Source organism: Streptomyces sp. NPDC003027 (assembly GCF_053591435.1).
The window spans coordinates 100,869-123,780 of sequence record NZ_JBSFTU010000012.1; the positions used below are offsets into that span (position 1 = coordinate 100,869).

24 protein-coding genes are annotated in these 22,912 nt (G+C 71.7%); 12 read left to right on the plus strand and 12 right to left on the minus strand.

Features of this window, described 5'->3' with window-relative positions; genetic code table 11:
* Positions 1-19 precede the first annotated feature (19 nt).
* On the minus strand, positions 20-958 hold the full coding sequence (gene miaA, locus ACWDX6_RS11990; RefSeq protein WP_451484806.1) for a tRNA (adenosine(37)-N6)-dimethylallyltransferase MiaA: 939 nt from the start codon (positions 956-958) through the stop codon (positions 20-22).
* Between the two features lie 182 nt (positions 959-1,140).
* Between miaA and ACWDX6_RS11995 the strand changes: the two genes are divergently transcribed.
* Together ACWDX6_RS11995 and ACWDX6_RS12000 are read left to right on the plus strand one after the other, a co-directional pair.
* A complete protein-coding gene (locus tag ACWDX6_RS11995; RefSeq protein ID WP_451484807.1) occupies positions 1,141-1,425 on the plus strand; it encodes a hypothetical protein in 285 nt (94 codons plus the stop codon).
* 50 nt (positions 1,426-1,475) lie between these two features.
* The gene (locus ACWDX6_RS12000; protein WP_451484808.1) at positions 1,476-1,760 is read left to right on the plus strand and encodes an antitoxin; all 285 of its coding nucleotides are present in this window, start codon (positions 1,476-1,478) and stop codon (positions 1,758-1,760) included.
* 126 nt (positions 1,761-1,886) lie between these two features.
* Here the strand turns inward: ACWDX6_RS12000 and ACWDX6_RS12005 are convergent, their stop codons facing one another.
* From ACWDX6_RS12005 to ACWDX6_RS12025, 5 genes are read right to left on the minus strand one after another with little or no spacing between them, the layout of a single operon-like run.
* Positions 1,887-2,615 (minus strand): class III extradiol dioxygenase subunit B-like domain-containing protein, encoded by a 729-nt coding sequence (locus ACWDX6_RS12005; protein ID WP_451484809.1) that lies wholly within the window; start codon positions 2,613-2,615, stop codon positions 1,887-1,889.
* Positions 2,616-2,657: 42 nt separating this feature from the next.
* Complete coding sequence (miaB, locus tag ACWDX6_RS12010) at positions 2,658-4,178, minus strand: tRNA (N6-isopentenyl adenosine(37)-C2)-methylthiotransferase MiaB (protein ID WP_451484810.1); 1,521 nt, start codon at positions 4,176-4,178, stop codon at positions 2,658-2,660.
* Positions 4,179-4,220: 42 nt separating this feature from the next.
* A complete protein-coding gene (locus tag ACWDX6_RS12015; RefSeq protein WP_451484811.1) occupies positions 4,221-4,892 on the minus strand; it encodes a hypothetical protein in 672 nt (223 codons plus the stop codon).
* Between the two features lie 26 nt (positions 4,893-4,918).
* Positions 4,919-5,926: a 4-hydroxythreonine-4-phosphate dehydrogenase PdxA gene (gene pdxA / locus ACWDX6_RS12020; RefSeq protein WP_451484812.1), complete on the minus strand. Its 1,008-nt coding sequence runs from the start codon at positions 5,924-5,926 to the stop codon at positions 4,919-4,921.
* Entirely contained in the window at positions 5,923-7,125 is a 1,203-nt protein-coding gene (locus ACWDX6_RS12025) for a four-carbon acid sugar kinase family protein (protein ID WP_451484813.1), read from the minus strand. Before ACWDX6_RS12025 ends, pdxA begins: the two co-directional genes overlap by 4 nt.
* A gap of 110 nt (positions 7,126-7,235) precedes the next feature.
* On the opposite strand from ACWDX6_RS12025, the gene ACWDX6_RS12030 reads away from it, so the two are divergent.
* Complete coding sequence (locus ACWDX6_RS12030; protein WP_451484814.1) at positions 7,236-8,141, plus strand: LysR substrate-binding domain-containing protein; 906 nt, start codon at positions 7,236-7,238, stop codon at positions 8,139-8,141.
* Positions 8,142-8,305: 164 nt separating this feature from the next.
* Positions 8,306-9,304, plus strand: coding sequence for a TAXI family TRAP transporter solute-binding subunit (locus ACWDX6_RS12035; RefSeq protein ID WP_451484815.1), 999 nt, complete (start codon positions 8,306-8,308; stop codon positions 9,302-9,304).
* A gap of 150 nt (positions 9,305-9,454) precedes the next feature.
* Here ACWDX6_RS12035 and ACWDX6_RS12040 read toward each other — a convergent pair whose 3' ends face one another.
* Together ACWDX6_RS12040 and ACWDX6_RS12045 are read right to left on the minus strand one after the other, a co-directional pair.
* On the minus strand, positions 9,455-10,861 hold the full coding sequence (locus ACWDX6_RS12040; RefSeq protein WP_451484816.1) for an ATP-binding protein: 1,407 nt from the start codon (positions 10,859-10,861) through the stop codon (positions 9,455-9,457).
* A 16-nt stretch (positions 10,862-10,877) separates the two neighbouring features.
* The gene (locus ACWDX6_RS12045; RefSeq protein WP_451484817.1) at positions 10,878-11,582 is read right to left on the minus strand and encodes a response regulator transcription factor; all 705 of its coding nucleotides are present in this window, start codon (positions 11,580-11,582) and stop codon (positions 10,878-10,880) included.
* Positions 11,583-11,843: 261 nt separating this feature from the next.
* Here ACWDX6_RS12045 and ACWDX6_RS12050 point away from each other — a divergent pair, with 261 nt between their 5' ends.
* From ACWDX6_RS12050 to ACWDX6_RS12070, 5 genes are all read left to right on the plus strand, one after another.
* Complete coding sequence (locus ACWDX6_RS12050) at positions 11,844-12,629, plus strand: amino acid ABC transporter ATP-binding protein (protein ID WP_356895512.1); 786 nt, start codon at positions 11,844-11,846, stop codon at positions 12,627-12,629.
* A 71-nt stretch (positions 12,630-12,700) separates the two neighbouring features.
* On the plus strand, positions 12,701-13,618 hold the full coding sequence (locus ACWDX6_RS12055) for a glutamate ABC transporter substrate-binding protein (protein WP_451484818.1): 918 nt from the start codon (positions 12,701-12,703) through the stop codon (positions 13,616-13,618).
* A gap of 223 nt (positions 13,619-13,841) precedes the next feature.
* On the plus strand, positions 13,842-14,489 hold the full coding sequence (locus ACWDX6_RS12060; protein WP_451484819.1) for an amino acid ABC transporter permease: 648 nt from the start codon (positions 13,842-13,844) through the stop codon (positions 14,487-14,489).
* Entirely contained in the window at positions 14,486-15,421 is a 936-nt protein-coding gene (locus tag ACWDX6_RS12065; RefSeq protein ID WP_451484820.1) for an amino acid ABC transporter permease, read from the plus strand. The genes ACWDX6_RS12060 and ACWDX6_RS12065 overlap by 4 nt, the downstream gene beginning before the upstream one ends.
* A 163-nt stretch (positions 15,422-15,584) precedes the next feature.
* Entirely contained in the window at positions 15,585-17,354 is a 1,770-nt protein-coding gene (locus ACWDX6_RS12070) for an FAD-dependent monooxygenase (protein WP_451484821.1), read from the plus strand.
* Between the two features lie 102 nt (positions 17,355-17,456).
* Here the strand turns inward: ACWDX6_RS12070 and recX are convergent, their stop codons facing one another.
* Together recX and recA are read right to left on the minus strand one after the other, a co-directional pair.
* Entirely contained in the window at positions 17,457-18,098 is a 642-nt protein-coding gene (gene recX, locus ACWDX6_RS12075) for a recombination regulator RecX (protein ID WP_451484822.1), read from the minus strand.
* Positions 18,028-19,161: a recombinase RecA gene (recA, locus tag ACWDX6_RS12080; RefSeq protein WP_451484823.1), complete on the minus strand. Its 1,134-nt coding sequence runs from the start codon at positions 19,159-19,161 to the stop codon at positions 18,028-18,030. Before recA ends, recX begins: the two co-directional genes overlap by 71 nt.
* Before the next feature lie 158 nt (positions 19,162-19,319).
* On the opposite strand from recA, the gene ACWDX6_RS12085 reads away from it, so the two are divergent.
* Positions 19,320-19,451, plus strand: coding sequence for a hypothetical protein (locus tag ACWDX6_RS12085; RefSeq protein WP_451484824.1), 132 nt, complete (start codon positions 19,320-19,322; stop codon positions 19,449-19,451).
* 204 nt (positions 19,452-19,655) lie between these two features.
* On the plus strand, positions 19,656-20,135 hold the full coding sequence (locus tag ACWDX6_RS12090) for a DedA family protein (RefSeq protein ID WP_451484825.1): 480 nt from the start codon (positions 19,656-19,658) through the stop codon (positions 20,133-20,135).
* 83 nt (positions 20,136-20,218) lie between these two features.
* Here the strand turns inward: ACWDX6_RS12090 and ACWDX6_RS12095 are convergent, their stop codons facing one another.
* Positions 20,219-21,364 carry an AI-2E family transporter gene (locus ACWDX6_RS12095; protein ID WP_451484844.1) on the minus strand — a complete coding sequence of 382 codons (1,146 nt, stop codon included), beginning with the start codon at positions 21,362-21,364 and terminating at the stop codon, positions 20,219-20,221.
* A 258-nt stretch (positions 21,365-21,622) separates the two neighbouring features.
* On the minus strand, positions 21,623-21,817 hold the full coding sequence (locus ACWDX6_RS12100) for a DUF3046 domain-containing protein (protein WP_451484826.1): 195 nt from the start codon (positions 21,815-21,817) through the stop codon (positions 21,623-21,625).
* Positions 21,818-21,896: 79 nt separating this feature from the next.
* On the opposite strand from ACWDX6_RS12100, the gene ACWDX6_RS12105 reads away from it, so the two are divergent.
* Positions 21,897-22,838, plus strand: a complete 942-nt coding sequence (locus ACWDX6_RS12105; RefSeq protein WP_451484827.1) for a hypothetical protein — start codon at positions 21,897-21,899, stop codon at positions 22,836-22,838.
* Positions 22,839-22,912: the final 74 nt, after the last annotated feature.

Here is a 22,912-nt window from a genome sequence, read left to right on the forward strand (position 1 = left end):
TCCCGATGCCATCACGTGATCAGGCTGTAACCGCTCGTTCGACCAACGCCAGCGCCTCTCGCGGGAGTTCCCCGCGGTGTTCAGCAGCGCCGCTCAGCCAGTGGACGCGCGGGTCACGGCGGAACCACGAGTCCTGACGGCGCGCGAAGCGCTTGGTGGCGCGCACGGTCTCGGCGCGCGCCTCGTCCTCGGTGCACTCCCCCGCGAGCGCCGCGAGCACCTGCTGGTATCCCAGTGCGCGGGCGGCCGTGCGCCCCTCGCGCAGCCCGCGCGCCTCCAGCGCGCGGACCTCGTCCACGAGGCCCGCCTCCCACATCCGGTCCACGCGCGCGGTGATCCGCTCGTCGAGCTCGGGCCGCTCGACGTCCACGCCGATCTGGACCGTGTCGTAGACCGAATCGGGACCGGGCAGATTGGCGGTGAACGGCTTGCCGGTGATCTCGATGACTTCGAGCGCCCGGACGATGCGCCGACCGTTGCTGGGCAGGATCGCGCGCCCCGCCTCCGGGTCCGCCGCTGCCAGCCGGGCGTGCAGGACCCCGGAGCCCCGCTCCTCCAGCTCGGCCTCCAGCCGGGCCCGCACGACGGGGTCGGTGCCGGGGAACTCGAGCGCGTCGATGGCACCGCGTACGTACAGGCCGGAGCCCCCGACCAGAACGGGGGTGCGGCCGGCGGCGAGGAGGCGGTCGATCTCGGCCCGGGCGAGGCGCTGGTACTCGGCGACGCTGGCGGCCTCCGTCACGTCCCAGATGTCGAGGAGGTGGTGGGGGACGCCGCCGCGCTCTTCGAGCGTCAGCTTGGCGGTACCGATGTCCATCCCTCGGTAGAGCTGCATCGAGTCGGCGTTGACGACCTCGCCGCCGAGCTGCTGGGCGAGGAAAACGCCCAGATCGGACTTTCCGGCCGCTGTAGGACCGACGACGGCGATGACCCGCGGGGCGGGAGCTGCACTTCTCACTGCCCCAGTCTCGCAAACCTCCCGCCGAGTCCCCGAATGAGCGACGTGACGGCCCGCATCCGGGTTCGTTGCCTGTTGCGAGGTTCCGACCGCCGGTTTCCGTACCGGCTGCACCGGGCGGCGCAATGGGCCGCACCGGGCGCCGCGGGGCTTCTCTCACACGAGTACGCTATGGAGTGGAAATGGGCGTTTTTGCAATGTTTCGCCGTAAGGGCAAGGAAGCTGCCGAGGCGTCACCGCAGCAGAGCGAGGCCGTCGCGCTGACGTCCGACGCGGAGGAGGCGGAGGGCGCTTCCGATGCCCCGGTCGCCGCTGCGGAGGCGGAGGCGACGGAGGACGGCGGGACCGCCGGGAACACCGAGCCGGCCCCGGCCGTTGACGAGGCGGCCGAGTCGGTGGAGATCCCCAAGCAGCAGTCGGCCGGGGAAGCGGCGGACAACGAGGCCGGCGAGAGCGCCCGCAAGTAGCTCCTGGAGACAGGGCACGGCAATACGGTTTACCGGAGGGAAGGTGACCCATGGGTCTCCTGGATTCACTGAAGGCCAAGCTCGCCCCGGCCAAGGACAAGGTCTCCGACCTGGCACAGCAGCACGGGGACAAGATCGATCACGGCCTGGAGAAGGCCGCGAAGATGGTCGACGAGAAGACCAAGGGCAAGTACAGCGGCAAGATCGAGTCGGGCACCGGCAAGGCCAAGGAGGCTCTGGACCGGATCGCCCACAAGGACGACGGGCCCAAGGACGACGGGGCCAAGGGCGACGGCACTCCTGGCGGAGGCCCGACCCCGCCGCCGGCCGCCTGACGCCCGGCGTCACCTGACGTTCCCTCCGCACGGCGGACGGCCGCGGAGCACATCGCTCCGCGGCCGTCCGCCGTTCGTACGGGGTCGTCGGCGGTGGTCGTCGTGGCTGGCGGTCGTCCGCGTGGCCTATGACCAGGCGGCGACGAAGTAGCCGACGCCGTACGGGGCGTCCTCGTACAGCAGACGGCCCTCCAGGCCCGCGCCCTCGGCGGCGCCCGCGAGGACCTGCCAGGGGGCCCGCCCGGCCGCCTTCAGCTCGTACGCGAGGTTCTCGTCCAGGCCGAGGAGGGCGTCCGTGTCGGCGCCGCCCAGGGCCCTGGCCGCCTCGGCGTCGAAGGGGGCGGCGCGCTCGTCCAGATAGCCGGGGGCCTTGACCGAGCGGCAGGCGCTGCCGTCGCCCATGACCAGCAGCGCCACGCGGCCGGCGGAGGCGGCCAGCTCGCGGCCGGTGGCGGCGCACCGGCCGCTCTCCGCCCGCTCCCCCACTCCCAGCCCCCCGACCGGCGCGCCGGCCCAGTCGGCGCGCTCCAGGAGCCAGGCGGCCACGGCGAGCGACGCGGGCAGCGACCGGTCTGCGGTCGGCCTGCCGTCTCCGGCCGGCCCGTCGGCGCCGAGTCGTACGGAGAGGTCGACTCCGAACCCGGCGAAGGACCCCGTGGAGCCCTCGGGGTACGTGCCGACGGCGCTATCGGCCGCAGGCCCGACGACATACAGCCGATCGGGCCGGGACGCGGCCAGCAGCCCGAGGGCGTCCGCGCACGCCACCCGCGCGGCGTGGAGTTCGGGGGCGGCTCCGGCCGCGACCTCGGGCACGAGCAACGGCGGACACGGACAGACGGCTGCGGCGACAAGCATGATCCGCAGCCTACTGCGGCGGCCGGTCGCCGCCCGCGGACGTCAGTGGCTGCCGCAGGCCGGCGCGGAGGCGGCGGGAAGCGGCTCCGGCACGCCGATCTTCGGCAGGCCGAGCAGCACGCCCGCCGGCTTGGCGGCGGCCTGGGCGGTGCGCTTCTCCCAGGCGTCTCCGGAGCGGGTACGCCGTACCGATGTCGTGGGACCCTCGGCGAGCAGGTGGTGCGGGGCGGCGTAGGTGATCTCGACGGTCACCACATCGCCCGGGCGGACCTCCTGGTCCGGCTTGGTGAAGTGCACGAGCCGGTTGTCGGGGGCGCGGCCGGAGAGGCGGTGCGTGGTGCCGTCCTTGCGCCCCTCGCCCTCCGCGACCATGACCTCCAGGGTCCGGCCGACCTGCTTCTTGTTCTCCTCCCAGGAGATCTCCTCCTGGAGCGCGACCAGGCGTTCGTAGCGCGCCTGCACGACCTCCTTGGGGATCTGCCCCTCCATCTCGGCCGCGGGGGTACCGGGCCGCTTGGAGTACTGGAAGGTGAAGGCGTTGGCGAACCGCGCCTCGCGGACCGTGTGCATGGTCTGCTCGAAGTCCTCCTCGGTCTCGCCGGGGAAGCCCACGATGATGTCGGTGGAGATGGCGGCGTGCGGGATCGCGGCGCGCACCTTCTCGATGATCCCGAGGAAACGCTCCTGCCGGTAGGAGCGGCGCATCGCCTTGAGGATCGTGTCCGAGCCGGACTGCAGCGGCATGTGGAGCTGCGGCATGACGTTCGGGGTCTCGGCCATCGCCGCGATGACGTCGTCCGTGAAGTCGCGGGGGTGCGGTGAGGTGAAGCGGACCCGCTCCAGGCCCTCGATCTTCCCGCAGGCGCGCAGCAGCTTGGAGAACGCCTCGCGGTCACCGATGTCGGAGCCGTACGCGTTGACGTTCTGGCCGAGCAGGGTGATCTCGGAGACGCCCTCGGCGACCAGGGCCTCGATCTCGGCGAGGATGTCGCCGGGGCGGCGGTCCTTCTCCTTGCCGCGCAGCGCCGGGACGATGCAGAACGTGCAGGTGTTGTTGCAGCCGACGGAGATGGACACCCAGGCGGCGTAGGCGGACTCGCGCCGGGTCGGCAGGGTGGAGGGGAACGCCTCCAGCGACTCGGCGATCTCGATCTGCGCCTCTTCCTGGATACGGGCGCGCTCCAGGAGGACCGGCAGCTTGCCGATGTTGTGCGTACCGAAGACGACGTCGACCCAGGGCGCCTTCTTGACGATGGTGTCGCGGTCCTTCTGGGCGAGGCAACCGCCGACGGCGATCTGCATCCCGGGGCGCGAGGTCTTCATCGGAGCGAGCCGGCCGAGGTTGCCGTACAGCTTGTTGTCGGCGTTCTCGCGCACGGCGCAGGTGTTGAAGACGACGACGTCGGCGTCACCGTCGGCGCCCTTGGGGGCGCGGACGTAGCCGGCGTCCTCCAGCAGACCGGAGAGCCGCTCGGAATCGTGGACGTTCATCTGGCACCCGTAGGTGCGGATCTCATAGGTCTTGGGTTCGCCCACGGCGAGGCTCCGGTCGATGCTAGTCACGTCTCTAGGGTAAGGGCCCTCGGAGGAGTGCCGGCCCGGCCCCTAGGGGGAGGCGACGGCGTCGGCCACCGCGGTGAGCTGGGCGCCGAGCGTGCCCGCGTCGGGGCGGAGGGAGCCGTTGAAGGCTGCGGAGCCGATGGTGAAGGCGTCGGCGCCCGCCTCGGCGAGGGCGCGGATCTGGGCGGGCGTGGTGATGCTTCCGGCCACCACGAGCCGGCCGGTGGTCGCGGCGCGTGCGGCGCGGACGAGGTCGAGCGGATCGGCGTCGGTGGCGCGGTGGGCGAGGAGGTCGACGCCCGCGCAGCCCGCCGTCGCGGCTCGGCGGCAGTCGTCGGCGATACGGTCCGGGCCGCCGGCCAGGCGGGTGGGGTGCCCGAGCGGTTCGCCGACGAAGGGGAGGTACTCGATGCCCGTCCCGGCGAGGAGGGCCTGCGTCTCGTCGATCCAGGTGCCGCCCATGAGCCGGTCGACGCCGAGGTCGATCGCGTTGCTGACGGACGCGAGGGCCCGCTCCCGTGTGGTGCTGACCACTTCGAGGTAGCTGGTGGCGCCCCGCTCCTTGATCCGGCCGTGGAGCCGGGCGAGGGTCGGGGGGTCGACGCCGATGTCCTTGAAACCGATGTGGCCGATGTCGAGGTCCGCGACGGAGTCGAGGACGCGCAGGCAGTCCGTGACGGTCCTGTCGTCACGGGTGAGCATGAAGATGAAGTCCACGGTGGTCCTCCGGGGCAGGTCGGCGGTCAGGTCGTGGGCGGGTCGGCGCGGCGTCGGTCAGGTTCGGGGGTCAGGGCGGCGGCCTGGTGCAGGGCGGTGAGCAGGCTCGTGTGGTCCGCGGTGCCGTGCCCCGCGAGGTCGAAGGCCGTGCCGTGGTCGACGCTCGTGCGCACGAAGGGCAGGCCGATGGTGATGTTGACGCCGCGTTCGAGCCCCAGGTACTTGACGGGGATCAGCCCCTGGTCGTGGTACTGGGCGACGACCGCGTCGAACTCCCCCGCCCGGGCCCGCATGAAGACCGTGTCGGCCGGCCACGGCCCGCTCGCCTCGATGCCCTCCGCCCGTGCGCCCCGGACGGCCGGCTCGATGATGTCGAGGTCCTCGCGCCCGAAGAGCCCGTTCTCGCCCGCGTGCGGGTTGAGCGCGGCCACGGCGATACGGGGCCGGGCGAGCCCGCCGCCCCGCAAGGTGCGGTCGGTCAGCCGGATGATCTCCAGCTCGCGGGCGGTGGTGAGTGCGTCGAGGGCCGTACGCAGCGACTGGTGGACGGTGACCAGGACGACCCGCAGCTCGTCGTTGGCCATCATCATCGCGTAGTCCTCCGTGCCCGACAGCTCGGCCAGGATCTCCGTGTGTCCGGGGTAGGGCAGTCCGGCCAGCCGGAGCGCCTCCTTGTTGATCGGCGCGGTGGTCAGGGCCCGGATCTCGCCGCTGAGGGCGAGTTCGACACCCCGCCGTACGTACCGGAAGCAAGCCATCCCGGCGCGGGCGTCCACCGTGCCCGGTGCCAGGTCCGGGGGGAGTTCGCCCTCGGTGAGGACGTCCATGACACCGGGGGTGGAACGGGCCTCGGCCACGGAGTCGATGGCCCGGACCGTCAGAGGCGTGCCCGTGGTGCGGCAGGCGCGGGCGAGGACCTCCGGGTCCCCGATCACGACGACCGGTGGCCGGCGTGCGGGGTCGGCGTGCGCCTTGACGGTGATCTCGGGTCCGATGCCGTTCGGGTCACCCATGGTGACGGCGATGGGCTTCACGCGCGCGTGCTCCTTTCGTCGCCTTCGGTGAGAAGGCGGCACAGCCGGTCGAGCGTTCCTTCGTCACCGAACCCGCCGGCCTTGATCAGGACGGGGATGCTCGGCGTGCCGAGCAGCGTGCCGCGGGCGATCCCTGGCTCGGGCTCGTCGTACAGGTCGATCCCGGTGGCACCGAGCCCCCGGAGGACGGTGACGGCCGTCTCTCCCCCGGTCAGGACGAGCCCGTCGACCAGACCGTCCGCCACCAACCTCCCGGCCACGAGCGCCAGATCGCGGGTGAGCGAGCCCGGGGCGGTAGCCTCGCCGCGGGCGTCGGGCGTGTGGACGACCCGTACCGCCGCCGCCGTACGCCGCAGCGCCTCGACCGCGGCGAGGGGGTCACCGGTCGCCACCGCGGCCACGTCCGGTCGTCCCCGCAGCCGGTCCAACTGGCGCCGCGTGGCCGGATTCGCGCTGCCGACGACCACCAGCGGGCGGCGCGCTGCGGGCAGTGCGACGGCGGTGGCAGCAGCGGTACGGGTGTGGTGCCGGGCCAGCGCGGCGGCGAGGCCCGGGGAGCCGACCCACAACACGTCGCCGACCTCGGGCACCGCGCAGACGACCCGGTCCAGATCGCCGTCCGTCGTGGCCGAGCAGACGAGCAGGCGGCCTCTGTCGACCAGTTCGGGAAGGCGGTCCAGCTGGTCGGGTTCGAGAAGGGCGGCCTCCGGAAGGAGGCGGGTGAGGTCCGAGGAGGTGACAGGGTGCGCAGGGTCGCGGCCGAAGGCGCTCTCGTGCACCGGAACTCCGTGCACATGCTGGACCCCCCGGACCGTGGTCCGGCCCTCCGCCGGGAAGGCGGGGGCGATCACCACGGCACGGCGACGCGAGCCCGCGTGCGCGGCACGGATCTCGGCGGCGACATGGCCCCTCAGCGTGGAGTCGACCGTCTTGATCAGCAGGTCGGCTCCGGCGTACGCCTGGGCGGCCCGCCGCGTCTCGACCACGGCCTCGGCCTGGCCGAGCAGCCGGCTCCCCAGGTCGACAGCCACCACACCGCCCACCGCCTCGGCCCCGGTCACAGGGGTACTGAGCAGCACCCGGGCACGGTGGCCGCCCCTGCGGAAAGGGGCCGCACCGTCACCGGCGCTGGTCAGGTCGTCGGCGAGGACGGCGATGCTCGAGTGGGATGCCTCATGTGCCTGGTGCGCCATTCTCATGCGCCTTCCTCGGATCGGATCGCCGGTCGGTGACGTCGTCAACCCTCGCGCCCACGAACCCCCTGGGACAAGCGATTCCTTCTCACCCCACCCGTGAGTAGATTTCACGCATGCGCTGGCCCGACCTTCCGCCGCCGAACACCCTCCTCCCGTTCGAGGCCACCGTGCGGCACGCGAGCATGACGCGGGCCGCGCACGAACTCCACGTCACCCACGGAGCGGTCAGCCGGCAGATCCAGAAACTGGAGAAGGCGCTCGGCACCCCGCTGTTCGAGCGCGGGACGCGGTCCCTGCGTCCCACCCCGCAGGCGCGCCGGCTCGCGGCCGCCGTCCGTGACGCGCTCGACCAGATCGACGCGGCGGCCCGGGAGATCTCCCGCCGCGAGCGGGGCGGTCCGATCGCGCTCTCCTGCGAGCCCACTCTGCTGATGCGCTGGCTGATCCCCCGCCTGCCGGATCTCGCCGTCCAGGTGCCCGGCCTCACCGTGCACCTGTCGGCGGGCGGCGGCCCCGTCTCCTTCGAGCGGGAGACCGTCGACCTCGCCCTGCGCAGGGACGACTTTCCCGTACCGGCGGGGGTGAGCCGCACGCACCTCTTCGAGGAGCGGATCGGTCCGGTCTGCAGCCCTGATCTGGCGCAGCGCCTGAGCCGGGTCGAGGACCTCGGCAGTCTGCCGCTCCTGCACACCAGCACCCGGCCGCAGGCATGGGACGACTGGTGGCGGCTCACCGGGACCCGTGTCGAGGACGCCTCGGAGCAGACCTTCGAGCACTTCTATCTGGCGTTGCAGGCAGCCGTCGCAGGGGTGGGCGTCGCGATCGGCCCGTACGCCCTCGTCCATGACGATCTCGTCCGCGGGCAGCTGGTGGCGCCCTTCGGCCTGGTCGCCGACGGCACGCGCTACCACCTGCTCAGCCCGCGGCCGCCCGAGGAGGACGCCCGGGTCTCCCGGCTGCTCGACTGGCTGCGGAGCCAGGCGGCCCGACTCCGGCCGCCCGAGGAGCTGAGCGCCTGACGACCCGGTCGGCCGCACTGGCCGCACCGGTCGACCACGCTCGCCGCACACGGCCGGCCGCGCTCGCCACCCCGGCCGGCCGGGCTCACCTCGCGCGGCCGGCTCGCCGCGTACAGCCCCGGCCGGCCTGGCCATCGCGGGGGCCGAGCTGGCAGGATCGCGCCATGCTCGCCACCCTCTCCCGCGCCGCCCGGCGCCGTGCCCTCCAGCTGGCCGCGGCGCTCCTGGTGGTGGGCGGGCTGCTGGTCTGGTGGCTGGTTCCTTTCGGTCCACCCGCGCCGAGCGGGACGGTGACCTTCAGTACAGGCGTGCCCACCGGGGTCTACCAGCGGTACGGCGAGCTGCTGAAGCAGGCCCTCGCCCGCGATCTGCCGGATGTCTCGATAACGCTCAGGAACAGCGAGGGCTCCCAGCAGAACCTGGCGCGGCTCGCCTCCGGCGAGGCGGATTTCACGATCGCGACAGCCGACGCGGTGGCCCAGTACCAGCGGGACCGCAAGCCCGGGTACGACCGGCTGCGCGGCTCCGCCCGCCTCTACGACGACTACGTACAGCTGGTGGTCCGCAAGGAGTCGCCCGTCCGGTCGGCGGCCGATCTGCGCGGACTGCGGGTGGGCGTCGGGCAGGAGGGCTCCGGGGTGAGACTCGTCGCGGACCGGGTCCTGGCAGCCGCCGGGCTCACGCCGGACGTCGACATCCAGCCGGTCTCGGCCGGTATCGACACGATGCCGTCGCTGCTGGAGCGCAAGCAGCTCGACGCGTTCTTCTGGTCGGGCGGGCTGCCCACCCATGCGGTCCAGACCCTCTCCGACCGCCTTGCGGTACGACTGGTTCCGCTGGACGCCGCCCTGGTGGACAGGCTCCACGACCGGGGCGGGTCGACCCGCCACTACCGCTCCGCGGTCATCCCGGCCGACGCCTACGCCCGGGCCCAGGACGGACAGCCGGTGGAGACGCTGGCCGTCGCGAACCTCCTGGTCACCACGGCCGAGACCGACGCGGATCTCGTGGAGGGCTTCACCCGTACGGTGATCAGGAGCCGGGACCGGATCGGCCGGGAGGTCCACCCGGCGCAGCTGGTGGACCTCCGTACCGCGATCTACACCGAGCCGCTGAGACTGCACGAGGGCGCGCGGCGCTACTACCGCTCGGTGAAGCCGTAGAACCTCTCAGCCGCTCGGCTCCGCTCGACGAACCACCCTCGGCTCCGCTCGACGAAGCCTCCCTCAGCTCCGCTCGACGAGCCGCCCTCAGGTCCCGCTCGGTGAGGCGCCCTCGACGCTCCAGTCGGCGAAGCCGCAGGCCCCCGGCCCTCAGCCGCCGCCCTGAGCGTGGGGCGCCGACCGTGGCACCGTCACCGTCACGCGCAGCCCGTGCGGCTCGTTCGGCGCGAAGTCGATCGAGCCTCCCCCCGCCGCGAGCAGGACCCGGGAGATGGAGAGGCCCAGACCCGACCCCTTGACGTTCTGATGGCGGTTGCTGCGCCAGAACCGGTCGCCCACACGGTCGAGCTCCTCCGGAGTGAGGCCGGGCCCGCCGTCCGCGACCACGATCGCGCAGGTGTCGCCCTCCGGGGCCACGGTCACGGTGACCTCCTCGCCCGCCGGGGTGAACTTCAGCGCGTTGTCGATGATCGCGTCGAGGGCGCTGGAGAGCGCCACCGGGTCAGCCCACGCCGTCACCGCCCGGTGGTCCCCGCTCAGCCGGACGCCCTTCTCCTCGGCGAGCGGCCGCCAGGACGCGATCCGCTCGGCGACCAGCGCGCCGACGTCGGTGAGCCGCAGATCGGCGGCCGCGTGCTCGGCGAGCGCGAGGCCGAGCAGGTCGTCGAGGACCTGCGCGAGCCGCTTGCCCTCGGTACGCACGGAGGCGATCTCCTCGTTGCCCTCGGGAAGCTCGAGGGCGAGGAGTTCGATGCGCAGCAGGAGCGCGGCGAGCGGGTTGCGGAGCTGGTGGGAGGCGTCGGCGACGAAGGCGCGCTGCTGTTCGAGGACGTCCTCCACGTTGTCGGCCATCTCGTTGAACGAGTGTGCCAGCCGCCGCAGTTCGGGCGGCCCGCCGGCGGCGGCGACCCGGGACTTCATCCGGCCGGTGGCGATGTCGTGGGTGACGGCGTCCAGGACGCGGACGGGGCGCAGGACCCAGCCCGTCAGCCGGAACGCGGCGCCGACGGCGAGCAGCATCGCGGCGGACTCGCCGGCCACGATGAGCAGCCAGCCGCGCAGGATCGCCGACCGCAGCCGGCCGGTGGGCGAGTCGGTGACCACCACGGCCACGACGTCCCCGTCCCGTACGACCGGTGAGGCGATGGTGAGCCGGGCGTGGTCCTGCCACGGCCAGACCTGCGGCGGGTCGTGGCTGCGGCGGCCGAGCAGCGCCTCCTGGAAGGCCCGGTGCCCCTCGCCCTCGGAGGGGACGACCCAGTCGTCGGGTGCCGCGGCCATGGCACGCTTGTCGCGGTAGAAGATCCCGGTACGAATGCCGTAGACGTCGTGGTAGCTGGCGAGTTCGCCGTCCAGGGTGGTGCGGCGCTCGTCGATTCCCGGTCCGGTCTCGCTGACGAACTGGGCGAGCGCGGCGAACCGCGCCGCGTCGTCCAGCCGGTCGACGATCACACGCTGCTGTTCGGAGGCGGCGAGGCTGGCGGCGAGCGGGAAGCCGAGGGCGAGCAGGACCCCGGCCATCAGGACGATGAGGAGCGGGAGGAGGCGTGTGCGCACGGGTGGGGTCCGGCGGCTACGCGGCCGGGGCGACCAGGCGGTAGCCGACGCCGCGCACGGTCTCGATCAGGGCGGGCATCCGCAGCTTGGAGCGCAGCGAGGCGACGTGCACCTCCAGGGTGCGGCCCGTCCCTTCCCAACTGGTGCGCCACACCTCACTGATGATCTGTTCGCGCCGGAAGACGACCCCGGGCCGCTGCGCGAGCAGCGCGAGGAGGTCGAACTCCTTCCGGGTGAGCTGGACGGGTGCGCCGTCCACGCTGACCCGCCGGGTGGGCAGCTCGATGGTGACGGACCCGAGCAGCAGCGCGCTCCCGTCGCCGGGCGCGGTGGACTCCTCGCCCCCGGTGGTGCGCCGGCTGACGGCGTGGATCCGGGCGAGCAGCTCCCCGGTGTCGTACGGCTTGACCACGTAGTCGTCGGCGCCGAGATTCAGGCCGTGTATGCGGGAGCGGACGTCGGCCCGCGCGGTCACCATGATCACCGGCGTGGTGGTGAGCTTACGGATCCGGCCGCAGACCTGGTATCCGTCCTGGTCGGGCAGGCCGAGGTCGAGCAGGATCACTCCGTACGCGGGGCGCTCGCCGTGTGCGGCGGGCAGCACCGCCTGGAGCGCCTCCTCGCCGCTGCGGGCGTGCGTGACCGTGAACCCGTGCTTCGCCAGTACGGCGGACAGGGCCGCGGCGACGTGATCGTCGTCCTCGACGAGCAGCAGTCTCATGACCCTCCTCCGTACGTCGATGTTCAGGTGATGGTGTTCTGTGTACCAGGGCATGAACGCCGATCGTCGGCGTCACAGTCAAGTCTCCCCCTGTTACGCCAGGGTTTCTGTTATGGACCCGGTACGCCGCCCGCGTCCCGTTCACGCAGTGTGTCCGGTTGCGGCCGGATCGTTATCCTCAATTTCCGCTCAGATGTAATGACGGTGGTCGCACCGCGTGCCTAGTGTCCTCCCAACCGAGGAGGACGGAGCAAGAAGCCGATGAGCGGAGTGTCAGTGACCAAGGGCTCGGAAGACGCCGTAGCGGCGGCGGGCGACCTGGTCGTGCTGTCCAACGTGAACAAGCACTTCGGCGCGCTGCATGTGCTCCAGGACATCGACCTGACGATCGCCCGTGGCGAAGTCGTGGTCGTCATCGGGCCCTCCGGGTCCGGTAAGTCCACACTGTGCCGCACGATCAACCGACTGGAGACGATCGACTCCGGCAGCATCACCATCGACGGCCGCCCGCTGCCCCAGGAGGGCAAGGAGCTGGCCCGACTCCGTGCCGACGTGGGCATGGTCTTCCAGTCCTTCAACCTCTTCGCGCACAAGACCGTGCTCGAGAACGTGATGCTGGGACAGGTCAAGGTCCGCAGGACCGAGAAGTCGGCCGCCGAGACCAAGGCGCGTGCGCTGCTCGACCGGGTGGGTGTCGGCACGCAGGCCGACAAGTACCCGGCGCAGCTCTCCGGCGGCCAGCAGCAGCGTGTCGCGATCGCGCGGGCGTTGGCGATGGACCCGAAGGTCATGCTGTTCGACGAGCCGACCTCGGCCCTCGACCCCGAGATGATCAACGAGGTCCTCGAGGTCATGCAGCAGCTGGCGCGGGACGGCATGACCATGGTGGTCGTCACCCACGAGATGGGCTTCGCGCGCTCCGCCGCCAACCGCGTCGTGTTCATGGCCGACGGCAAGATCGTCGAAGAGGCCACGCCCGACCAGTTCTTCAGCAACCCGCGCAGCGACCGGGCCAAGGACTTCCTGTCGAAGATCCTGCACCACTGACCATCTCGTCAGCGGGCTTCCCCCATGCTTCACCTGTCGACCAGCAACCCACGAACAAAGGGATGTTCACCATGAAGCTCCGCAAGAGCGCGGCCGTGGCCGTCGCCGTCCTCGCGCTGACCGCCACCGCCTGTGGTGGCAAGGAGGGCTCCGCCGGCGACAAGCCCGCCGTGAAGCCCGGCGACAGCAGCGCCCCCCAGCTCCCCAAGTACATCGTCGCCACGGACGTGAAGCTGGACTCGCCGACCCTCAAGGAGGCGCAGAAGCGCGGGAAGCTGATCATCGGCTCCAAGGCCGACCAGCCCTACCTCGGCTTCGAGGACCAGGCCACCAAGGAGCGGTCCGGCTTCGACATCGAGATCGCCAAGATGATCGCGGCGGAGCTCGGCTTCAGCGAGGACAAGATCGAGTGGAAGACCGTCGACTCCAAGCTCCGTGAGACGGCGATCTCCACGGGCCAGGTCGACTACTACGTCGGCACGTACACGATCAACGACAAGCGCAAGGCGCAGGTCGGCTTCGCGGGTCCGTACTACAAGGCGGGCGCCGACCTCCTGGTCCGCAAGGACGAGACCTCGATCACCGGTCCGGACAGCCTCAAGGGCAAGAAGGTCTGCTCCATCACGGGCTCCACCCCGCTGCAGGAGATCAAGAAGCCGAAGTACGGCGCCGAGACCACCGAGCTCGCCAAGTACTCGGACTGCGTGCAGCAGCTGCTCACCAAGCAGGTCGACGCCGTCACCACCGACGACGCCATCCTCAAGGGCTACGCCGCCGCCAACGCCGGCAAGCTCAAGGTCGTGGGCAAGCCGTTCACCGAGGAGCCGTACGGCGTCGGCATGAACAAGGACGACAAGGCCCTCCGGGACAAGATCAGCGACACGCTGGAGAAGTACGTCAAGGACGGCACGTACAAGAAGATCTACGAGGCCACCCTCGGTCTGTCCGGCTCCGCGTACGTCGCGCCGCCGGCCCTCAACCGCTACTGAGCCTCGGCTTGACATCGGGCGCCCCGTACGGACGTACGGGGCGCCGCTCCCCCTGCGCCCGTACACCGTCCCGGACCGCAACTCCCTGTGGACCGGAACGTCCCGGTGGACCGGAAACGTCCACCGGCCCGTACACCGTGCGCGTACCCCGTGCCCGAAAGCCCTGTCCGTAAGCCTTGGCACGCCTCGACCGTAGGCCGCTGACCGCCGACGCGGAGACCTCATGAACGTACTGCTCGACCATTTCCCGGAGTTCCGCGACGGCTTCATAGGAACCGTGTCGATCACCGCCGTCAGCTCGGTCATCGCGCTGCTCCTCGGCGTCATCGTCGCCGGCTTCCGGGTCTCGCCCGTTCCGCCGCTGCGCTTCTTCGGCACCCTCTGGGTCACGCTGCTGCGCAACACCCCTCTGACGCTGCTCTTCCTCGTCTCGTTCTTCGTGATCCCGGAGATCCTCTTCCCGGGGATGAGCCCCTTCGTACTCGCCTCGCTCGCGCTCGGCTTCTACACCTCCGCTTTCGTCTGCGAAGCGGTGCGCTCCGGTATCAGCACGGTGCCGATCGGCCAGGCCGAGGCCGCCCGCTCGCTCGGCATGACCTTCGCGCAGACGCTGCGGATGATCGTGCTGCCGCAGGCGACCCGGACCGTGCTGCCGCCGCTGAGCTCGATCTTCATCGCGCTCACCAAGAACTCGGCCATCGCCGGCGCCTTCAGCGTCACCGAACTCTTCGGCTGGCAGACGCTGATGAGCGAGGAGGGCTACGCCATCGCGCCGGTCTTCATCTGGGTCGCCGCCGCCTACCTGGTCATCACGTTCACGATCAGCGGGATCTTCCGTCTCCTTGAGCGCCGCATGGAGGTCGCCCGATGAGTGCCAGCGTTCTCTACGACAGCCCCGGACCCAAGGCGCGCGTCCGCAACCGGATCTACGCCGTGCTCGGCACCGTCGCCATCGTGGCGCTGCTCGCCGTGAGCGTGCTCCGGCTGAGCGACAAGGGGCACCTCGCCCCCGCGATGTGGGACATCTTCAACTACTCGGGCATCCGGCAGAACATCGCCGACGCCGTGCTCGCCACCCTGAAGGCGTTCGGCCTGGCGGCCGTCGGCTCGCTCGTGCTCGGCGTACTGCTCGCCGTGGCCCGGCTCTCCGACCACCAGCCCGTGCGCTGGTTCGCGACGGCCTTCATCGAGGTCTTCCGCTCCATCCCGCTGCTGATCACGATCTACGCCGTATGGGTCGGCTTCCTCACCGACTACTCGATGTGGGCGCTGGCGCTCGGCCTGTCGATCTACAACAGCTGCGTGCAGGCCGAGGTGCTGCGCGCCGGCGTCAACGCGGTGCCCAAGGGCCAGCGTGAGGCGGCCTACGCCCTCGGTATGACCAAGACGCAGGTCATGACGACCGTCCTGCTGCCGCAGGCGGTGCGGTCGATGCTGCCGACGATCATCAGCCAGCTGGTCGTCACCCTGAAGGACACCTCGCTCGGCTTCGTGATCCTCTACCCGGAGCTGCTCCAGACGGCCCGGCTCATCGCCTCCAACACGCAGGTGAACGGCCAGTACCCGTACGTCTCCACCATCGTGGTCATCGGCACCATCTACATCGCGATGTGTCTGGCCCTCTCCGCCCTCGCCACCTGGATCGAGAAGCGGGGCCGCCGGGCCAAGACGGGGATCGCCGTCCCCGACCCGACGGCGACGGCGATCGTGCTGAGCAGCGACGCCGCGCAGGGCATCGGGGGCGGCGGCGGCACCGACGCCGGGCCCGACCGGAACGACGGGCCTGGTATCACGAAGAACTGACAGTATGTGACATCATCCGGGGGCAGTGGCGGCCGCGCCGCTGCCCCCGTCACTTGACGCACGCACCCGCAGTGGGTTGCATACGTTCTGTGATCACGCACCGGGCTCGCGCCACCCTTCGCTGTGCTTCCCGCATGACCGAACGGCCTTCAGGAGCCACGCCGTGGACCCGGTGATCATCGTCGGCGCGGGGCCCGTGGGCCTCGCGCTCTCCCTTGCCCTGGCCTCGCAGGGCGTACCCAGCGTCGTCCTCGACGAGGGGCCCGGCAAGGAGGAGTCACGCCCCGCCCGTACGGTCGTCCTCCGCGCCGACATGGCCGCGATGGTGGAACGACTGGGCTGCACCACCCTGCGTGACGAGGGAGTCCGCTGGGTCGGCTGGCGGTCTCTGCGCCGGAAGCAACAGATGAGGCACATCGAGCTGAGTCTCGGCCTCGGCGGTACGGAGAGTGACGAGGAGGGGCCTGCGGCTCCGCTGCATCTCCCTCAGCACGCCCTCGCGCGCGGACTGCGCGACGCGATCGCCGGGCAGGAACTCGTCCAGCTGATCTCCGACGCCCGGCTCGACGCGATCGAGCAGGACACGAAAGGCATCACCGCCCACACCCGGGGGCCGGGGGCCACCTGGTGGCGCGGCAGCCATCTGGTCGGCTGCGACGGCGCCCGCTCGACCGTGCGAAAGCTGCTCGGCGTCCGCTTCCCCGGACGTACGGCCGTGGAGCGCCACGCGGTCGCGGCGCTGCGCACCGAACTGCCCTGGCCCGGCGAGGCGGTGTTGCACCGTCAGCCGCCGTGGCGAAGCAGCGGCGACGAGATCTCGGCGCGCCCGCTGCCCGACGGGGTCTGGCGGATCGACTGGCTGCTGCCGCCGCGCGGCGAACTCGTCACGCCCGACGCGCTCGTCACCCGCATCCGCGAGACGCTGGCCGGATGGTGTGGCGGCGAGACGCCCCCGTACGAACTCATCGACACCGGTGTCCACACCCTGCACCACCGGCTCGCCCGGCGCTGGCGGGTGGACCGGGTCTTCCTCGCGGGCGACGCGGCCCATCTCCTCGGCGCGGTCGGCACCCAGGGGCTCGACGAGGGGCTTCGGGACGCGGACAACCTGGCCTGGAAACTCGCGCACGCCTGGCACCACGGGGCGTCGGACACGCTGCTCGACAGTTACCAGAGCGAGCGGCGGGCGGCCGTCGCCTCGCGCCTGCGGGCCGCCGACCAGTCGCTGCCGGTGCTGCGTGGCGGGGGCGGCCTGCGGACGTACCTCCCGGGCGGCTCGCGCGGTCACGACACCCTGCTGACCGACGGGCACCTGGGGCGCGGCCCCCTGGGCGCGCCGCCGGCGTACCCGCACTCCCCCCTCGCCGCCCCGGACTCCGGTGCTTCCTCGGCCCCGGTGGCCACGGGCGTCGGCGCGCCGGTGGAGGACGTACGGGTGACGGCCCCGGACGGCACGACGGTACGGCTCCGGGATCGGCTCGGTCAGGGGCGGCTCCTGGTCGTCCTGGTCGCCCCGGGGACGGGGGTGTGGGACCGGCGGCACTGGATGGGCGCCGGGGTGATGCCCCAGCTCGCCGAGGCGGTGCGCGCGCTGCCGGCGCGGGCGGAGCTGCTCGTGACCGAGGCGTACCCGGGCGCGGCGGCCCACACCGTCCTGCTCGTACGGCCGGACGGGCATCTGGTCGCCTCGTTCTCCGGCGTCCGGCCCGCCGAGCTGTACGCGGCGGCGGACGCGGCGCGGGGCGGGGCGGTGGTGAAGCCGAAGGAGCTGCCGAGGCCGGCGTCGGCGCCCGGGTCCGGGGCCCGGGCGGAGGCAGGGTCCGCGTCCGGGTCCGGGTCCGGGTCTGCGTCGAAGGGATCGGCCGAGAGGGCTTCCAAGAGAGCGGCCAAGGCCGTGCCCGAGAAGAGCGACCGGACCGCTGACGTCACATGACTCCCGGGGGGCGCGCATGGTGTCCTGTGTCCTTTCGAACGTGACCGGCACCGATGCGCCCGCGGTGATGGGTCCCGCCGCCCCGTCCGCCTGCCCCTCGGTCTAGAAGGGCTCCTCCAGCCCCTCCGTGTCCTCGCCCTCTTCCTCCAGTGCCTGCCTGACGACCCGCAGGGCCATGCCCTCCGCGTACCCCTTGCGGGCGAGCATGCCCGCCAGCCTGCGCAGCCGGCGGTCGCGGTCCAGGCCGCGAGTGGCCCGGAGTTTGCGGTCGACGAGCTCGCGCGCGGTGATCTCCTCCTGTTCAGAGTCGAGCTGTCCCACCGCCTCCTGGATCAGCGACGGATCGACGCCTTTGGTGCGCAGCTCGCGGGCGAGGGCCCGGCGGGCCAAGCCCCGGCCGTGGTGCCGGGACTCCACCCACGCGTCCGCGAAGGCGGCGTCGTCGATGAGACCGACGTCCTCGAAGCGTGAGAGCACCTCCTCGGCAACCTCGTCCGGGATCTCCCGCTTGCGCAGCGCGTCGGCGAGCTGTTTGCGGGTGCGGGGGGTCCCGGTGAGCAGGCGCAGGCAGATCGCCCGCGCCCGCTCAGCCGGATCCTGGGGCGACAGCTCCTTCTCGGCCCTCGACGAGTCGGGGCTGTCGCCCGGCCATTCGGTGCGCCCGGTCACCGCGTCAGCTCTTGGCCGCCGGGGCCTTGGTCGCCTTGGTGGCCTTCGCCGCCGGCGCGGCGGCCTTGGCCGCATCGTCCGCGGCCGGCGTCTCCGGGGTCCCCGCGGCGCCCTCGGCCGGCTCGGTCGAGGCCTCCTGCGGCCGGACTCCGACGCCCAGCTTCTCCTTGATCTTGCGCTCGATCTCGTTGGCGAGGTCGGGGTTGTCCTTCAGGAAGTTGCGGGCGTTCTCCTTGCCCTGGCCGAGCTGGTCGCCCTCGTACGTGTACCAGGCGCCGGCCTTGCGGACGAAGCCGTGCTCCACGCCCATGTCGATCAGGCCGCCCTCGCGGCTGATGCCCTGGCCGTAGAGGATGTCGAACTCGGCCTGCTTGAAGGGCGGCGCGACCTTGTTCTTGACGACCTTGACGCGGGTGCGGTTGCCGACCGCGTCCGTACCGTCCTTGAGGGTCTCGATCCGGCGGATGTCGAGACGCACGGAGGCGTAGAACTTCAGGGCCCGGCCACCGGTCGTGGTCTCCGGCGAGCCGAACATCACGCCGATCTTCTCGCGGAGCTGGTTGATGAAGATCGCGGTCGTCTTGGACTGGTTGAGCGCGCTGGTGATCTTCCGGAGGGCCTGGCTCATGAGCCGGGCCTGCAGACCCACGTGCGAGTCGCCCATCTCGCCCTCGATCTCCGCACGCGGGACGAGCGCGGCGACGGAGTCGATGACGATGAGGTCGAGGGCGCCGGAGCGGACCAGCATGTCGACGATCTCGAGGGCCTGCTCGCCGTTGTCCGGCTGGGACAGGATGAGGTTGTCGATGTCGACGCCGAGCTTCTTGGCGTACTCGGGGTCGAGGGCGTGCTCGGCGTCCACGAAGGCGACCTGGCCGCCGGCCTTCTGCGCGTTGGCGACGGCGTGCAGGGTCAGGGTCGTCTTACCGGAGGACTCCGGGCCGTAGACCTCCACGACACGGCCGCGCGGCAGCCCGCCGACGCCGAGGGCGATGTCGAGGGCGGTCGATCCCGTGGAGATCACCTCGATCGGCTCCTGGGTGCGGTCGCCCATGCGCATCACGGCGCCCTTGCCGAATTGGCGTTCAATCTGTGCGAGCGCGGCGTCGAGGGCCTTCTCGCGGTCGGTTCCTGCCATGGGTTCCACCCGGTTTGCTTGAGTCGATCGCTTCATGTGAAAGACGCTAACCCCTGCCACTGACAATGGGCCCCGACGTCCGTCCGCCCTGTGGATAACTCGGCGGCACCCCTACCGAAAACCCCGTGATCCAAGGGCCGGAACCCCCATAAGAATGGATGTTCGATTTCGGTGTCAAGCGCACCACGCCGACGGTGGAGCCGGTGACCGAGCGCTGCTCCGCCGCCGAGCCCAGGGGCGGGCGAGAGGACGAGCGCGGTGCCCTACACCCCTGGATGCGCGTCGGTTAGGCTGGCCTTACCTGGCTACCGGGCCGGGTTCCGGTGCCGAAGGTGGAACCCCAGGACGGCAGCCGTAGGACGGAACGGGCAGAGGCGGGGCGCAGGTGAGAGACGGTGACCGGGCCAGTGCGCCGTCACGCGCCCGCTGGGGCGGGACGCCCATGCGAGTGACGGACTTCTCGGCTTCCGGTCCGGAGCTCGGAACGAGGCGTCGTGGATAGGATCGCGCTCACGGCCGGAGCCCTGTATGTCATCGTTCTGCTCCGCGCCGGAGGGACGTTCGCCGTCGGGTGGCTCGCCGGCGCCGGTGCCCGGCGCAGCAGGTTCGCCGAGCGGATCTCCTCGGCGAAGTTCCGGCGCGCCGAGCGGGCGATCCAGCGGTGGGGCGCCTTGGTGGTGGCCGTCTCCTTCCTGACCGTCGGTTTCCAGACCGCCGCCAACTTCCTCGCGGGCAGCATGCGCATGCCCTTGCGGCGCTATCTCCCCGCCCTGTTCGTGGGCGGAGCGGCCTGGGCGCTGATCTACGCGACCGCGGGGCTCGGGGTGCTCCATGTGCTGGGAAGGCTCTTCGCCGAGCGGACGGCCCTGGGGGTGTCCGCCGTGGCCGTCCTCCTCGCGGTGTGCGGCGTAGTGGTGTACCGCCGAAGGAGGGCGGCCCTGTCGTCCGGTGACACGGTGGCCGAGGAATCCTGATCGACCCCTGACGCACGGTCAGGCCGAGTCGGCGCGGGAGCGAAACCACGGAGGGCGCGCGGGGACCCCGCTGGGCCGCCGGGTCAGGCCCCGTCCCTGCCGGGCCGCTCCTGCCCCTGCTCCTTCTTGTGGTGCAGCGCCTTCTGCAGCCGGGCCACCACCGCCTCGCCGTAGCGCCGGTGGCCGTGGACGCGCGGGTCGTCGGTCACGTCGTACCGCTTCACATAGGCGCCGAGGAACGCCTGGAGGGTGGCGACGGCCGGGATCGCGATCAGCGCGCCGACCGCGCCCAGGAGCGCCGTACCGGCGACCACGGAGCCGAACGCCACCGCCGGGTGGATGTCCACGGTCTTCGAGGTCAGCTTGGGCTGCAGGACGTAGTTCTCGAACTGCTGGTAGACCACGACGAAGACCAGCACCCACACGGCGTACCAGGGGTTCACGGTGAACGCGATCAGCATCGGCAGGGCGCCCGCCAGATACGTACCGATGGTGGGGATGAACTGCGAGACCAGACCGACCCACACCGCGAGCGCGGGCGCGTACGGCACGCCCAGGACCTCCAGCAGGACGAAGTGGGCGGCGCCGGAGATCAGCGCCATCAGTCCGCGGGAGTAGATGTAGCCGCCGGTCTTGTCGACCGCGATCTCCCAGGCGCGCAGCACCTCCGTCTGGCGGGCCGGCGGCAGGACGGAGCACAGGGCGCGGCGCAGACGGGGGCCGTCGGCGGCGAAGTAGAACGAGAACAGGAAGATCGTCAGCAGCTTGAACAGGCCGCCGAGGACGGTGGCGGAGACGTCCAGGACGCCGGTCGCGCTGTTCTGGACGTACTTCCGCAGCCAGTCGGAGCGCAGCACGCTGTCCTGGACCTCGACCCGGGAGAGCTCGGTGCGGAAGGTCTGGTTGATCCAGTTGATGAGCGAGTCGAGGTACTTGGGGAAGTTCTCGACCATGTCGACGATCTGGCCCGCGAGCATCGAGCCGAGGAGGACGACGAAGCCGACGCCGACGGCCATGACGGCGAAGAAGACGAGGAAGGTCGCGAGGCCGCGGCGCATCCCTCGGGCCGCCATGCGCCCGACGGCCGGCTCGATGGCGAGGGCGAGGAAGAAGGCGACCAGGATGTTGACCAGCAGCCCGATGAGCTGGTGGAAGGCCCAGCTGCCGAGCTGGAAGCAGGCGTACAGCGCGAGGCCGAGGACCAGGGCACGCGGCAGCCAGCGGGGCATCCGGGCACCTGCCGGCACGGCCTCCTGCGCCGAGGCGTTTCTCCCATCCCCCGCGTCGCCCCCGGCCGCTTGGCCGCCCGCCGTCACGCCCGGCCCGGGCATCGGCCGCCCGGCGGCCGCCGCGCCGCCGGTCGCGTTCCCGCCGGTCTTGTCGGTGCTGCCGGTCTCTTCGGTCCCGCCGGTCTCATCGGTTTCGTCAGTCGCAGCCACGCAGCCAGTCTCGCGCACCGGGCGGACATCGCGTCCCGCCCCTTCACGTCACCGCTTGTCGTCGGGAACGCCGACGGCCGCGCAGACCGCCCGCCACACGTCCTTCGCCTCCCAGCCGGCCTTCAGTGCCTCGTACACCGTCCGGCCGCCCAGTTCCGACATGACATGGTCCCGCGCGAAGGACTCGGCGTAGGACGGACCGAAGTGGTCCGCCATCCGCTCCCAGAAAATCGTCAACCGCATGACCCCAGTATCCCGCTCCCAAGAGTGCAGCCCGGTCCTTAACCCTTGTCAGGAGCCCTTTCCGCCCTACGGTCGGACCATGGCTGGAACTCCTCTCCCGGATCCCCCCGCGGCTCCGCACACGACTCCCCTCGCGCGTGCCGAGCGTTTCGTCTGGCTCACGGCCCGCGTACTCGAACAGCGGCGGTTCGCCTATCACTTCCTGCGCGGCGGCGCGGAACCCGTCGAGGTCGCCCTGTCGGCGTACCTCAACGAGGACGGCGGCTACGGCCACGCCCTGGAACCCGATCTGCGCGGCCCGGTCAGCCAGCCGCTGCACACCGCGCACGCGCTGCGGGTGCTGGACACCATCGGCCGCTGCGGCGGCCTGCGGATCGAGCGGATCTGCCGCTATCTGACCGAGGTGTCCGGGCACGACGGGGCGCTGCCCGCCGTCCTCCCGTCGCAGGGCGCCTATCCCTCGGCCCCGTTCGTCCCGATCGTCGACGACCCGCCCAGCGCGCTGCTGGCCACGGGGCCGGTGGTCGGTCTGCTCCACCGCAACCAGGTCTGGCACGCCTGGCTGTTCCGCGCCACGGAGTTCTGCTGGGGGGCCGTGGAGTCGCTGGAGAAGTCCGATCCGTACGAGATCCAGGCCGCCGTCGCCTTCCTCGACGGGGTGCCCGACCGGTCGCGGGCGCAGGCGGCGGGCGACCGGCTGGGGCGCCTGGTCCGGGAGCAGGGGCTCGCGGTCCTCGACCCCGAGCGTGCGGACGACTTCCCGGTGGCGCCGGGGTACGCCCCGGGCGAGCACCACTTTCCGTACGACTACGCGCGCGTGCCGGACTCGCTGGCCCGCCGGTGGTTCACGGACGAGGAGATGGCCCGCTCGCTCGACCACCTCGCCGCCGCTCAGCAGGCGGACGGCGGCTGGCCGGTCAACTGGCAGGAGTGGGCGCCCGGTACGGCGCTGGAGGCACGGCCCATCGTCACCATCGAGGCCCTGCGGACCCTGCGCGCCCATGGCCGCCCGATCGACTGACCGGCCGATCGCGGCGCCTGGCCGGCCCCGACAAGCGGGGGTGCGCCCCGACAAGCGGGGGTGCGGGCCCGACC

Coding starts and splice junctions, on each gene's coding strand:
- ACWDX6_RS11995 (WP_451484807.1), top strand. CDS start 1,141: ATGGGCGTTTTTGCAATGTTTCGCCGTAAGGGCAAGGAAGCTGCCGAG.
- ACWDX6_RS12000 (WP_451484808.1), top strand. CDS start 1,476: ATGGGTCTCCTGGATTCACTGAAGGCCAAGCTCGCCCCGGCCAAGGAC.
- ACWDX6_RS12005 (WP_451484809.1), bottom strand. CDS start 2,615: ATGCTTGTCGCCGCAGCCGTCTGTCCGTGTCCGCCGTTGCTCGTGCCC.
- ACWDX6_RS12025 (WP_451484813.1), bottom strand. CDS start 7,125: ATGAGAATGGCGCACCAGGCACATGAGGCATCCCACTCGAGCATCGCC.
- ACWDX6_RS12030 (WP_451484814.1), top strand. CDS start 7,236: ATGCGCTGGCCCGACCTTCCGCCGCCGAACACCCTCCTCCCGTTCGAG.
- ACWDX6_RS12035 (WP_451484815.1), top strand. CDS start 8,306: ATGCTCGCCACCCTCTCCCGCGCCGCCCGGCGCCGTGCCCTCCAGCTG.
- ACWDX6_RS12045 (WP_451484817.1), bottom strand. CDS start 11,582: ATGAGACTGCTGCTCGTCGAGGACGACGATCACGTCGCCGCGGCCCTG.
- ACWDX6_RS12050 (WP_356895512.1), top strand. CDS start 11,844: ATGAGCGGAGTGTCAGTGACCAAGGGCTCGGAAGACGCCGTAGCGGCG.
- ACWDX6_RS12055 (WP_451484818.1), top strand. CDS start 12,701: ATGAAGCTCCGCAAGAGCGCGGCCGTGGCCGTCGCCGTCCTCGCGCTG.
- ACWDX6_RS12060 (WP_451484819.1), top strand. CDS start 13,842: ATGAACGTACTGCTCGACCATTTCCCGGAGTTCCGCGACGGCTTCATA.
- ACWDX6_RS12065 (WP_451484820.1), top strand. CDS start 14,486: ATGAGTGCCAGCGTTCTCTACGACAGCCCCGGACCCAAGGCGCGCGTC.
- recX (WP_451484822.1), bottom strand. CDS start 18,098: ATGCGGCCAAGGCCGCCGCGCCGGCGGCGAAGGCCACCAAGGCGACCA.
- recA (WP_451484823.1), bottom strand. CDS start 19,161: ATGGCAGGAACCGACCGCGAGAAGGCCCTCGACGCCGCGCTCGCACAG.
- ACWDX6_RS12085 (WP_451484824.1), top strand. CDS start 19,320: ATGTTCGATTTCGGTGTCAAGCGCACCACGCCGACGGTGGAGCCGGTG.
- ACWDX6_RS12095 (WP_451484844.1), bottom strand. CDS start 21,364: ATGCCCCGCTGGCTGCCGCGTGCCCTGGTCCTCGGCCTCGCGCTGTAC.
- ACWDX6_RS12100 (WP_451484826.1), bottom strand. CDS start 21,817: ATGCGGTTGACGATTTTCTGGGAGCGGATGGCGGACCACTTCGGTCCG.
- ACWDX6_RS12105 (WP_451484827.1), top strand. CDS start 21,897: ATGGCTGGAACTCCTCTCCCGGATCCCCCCGCGGCTCCGCACACGACT.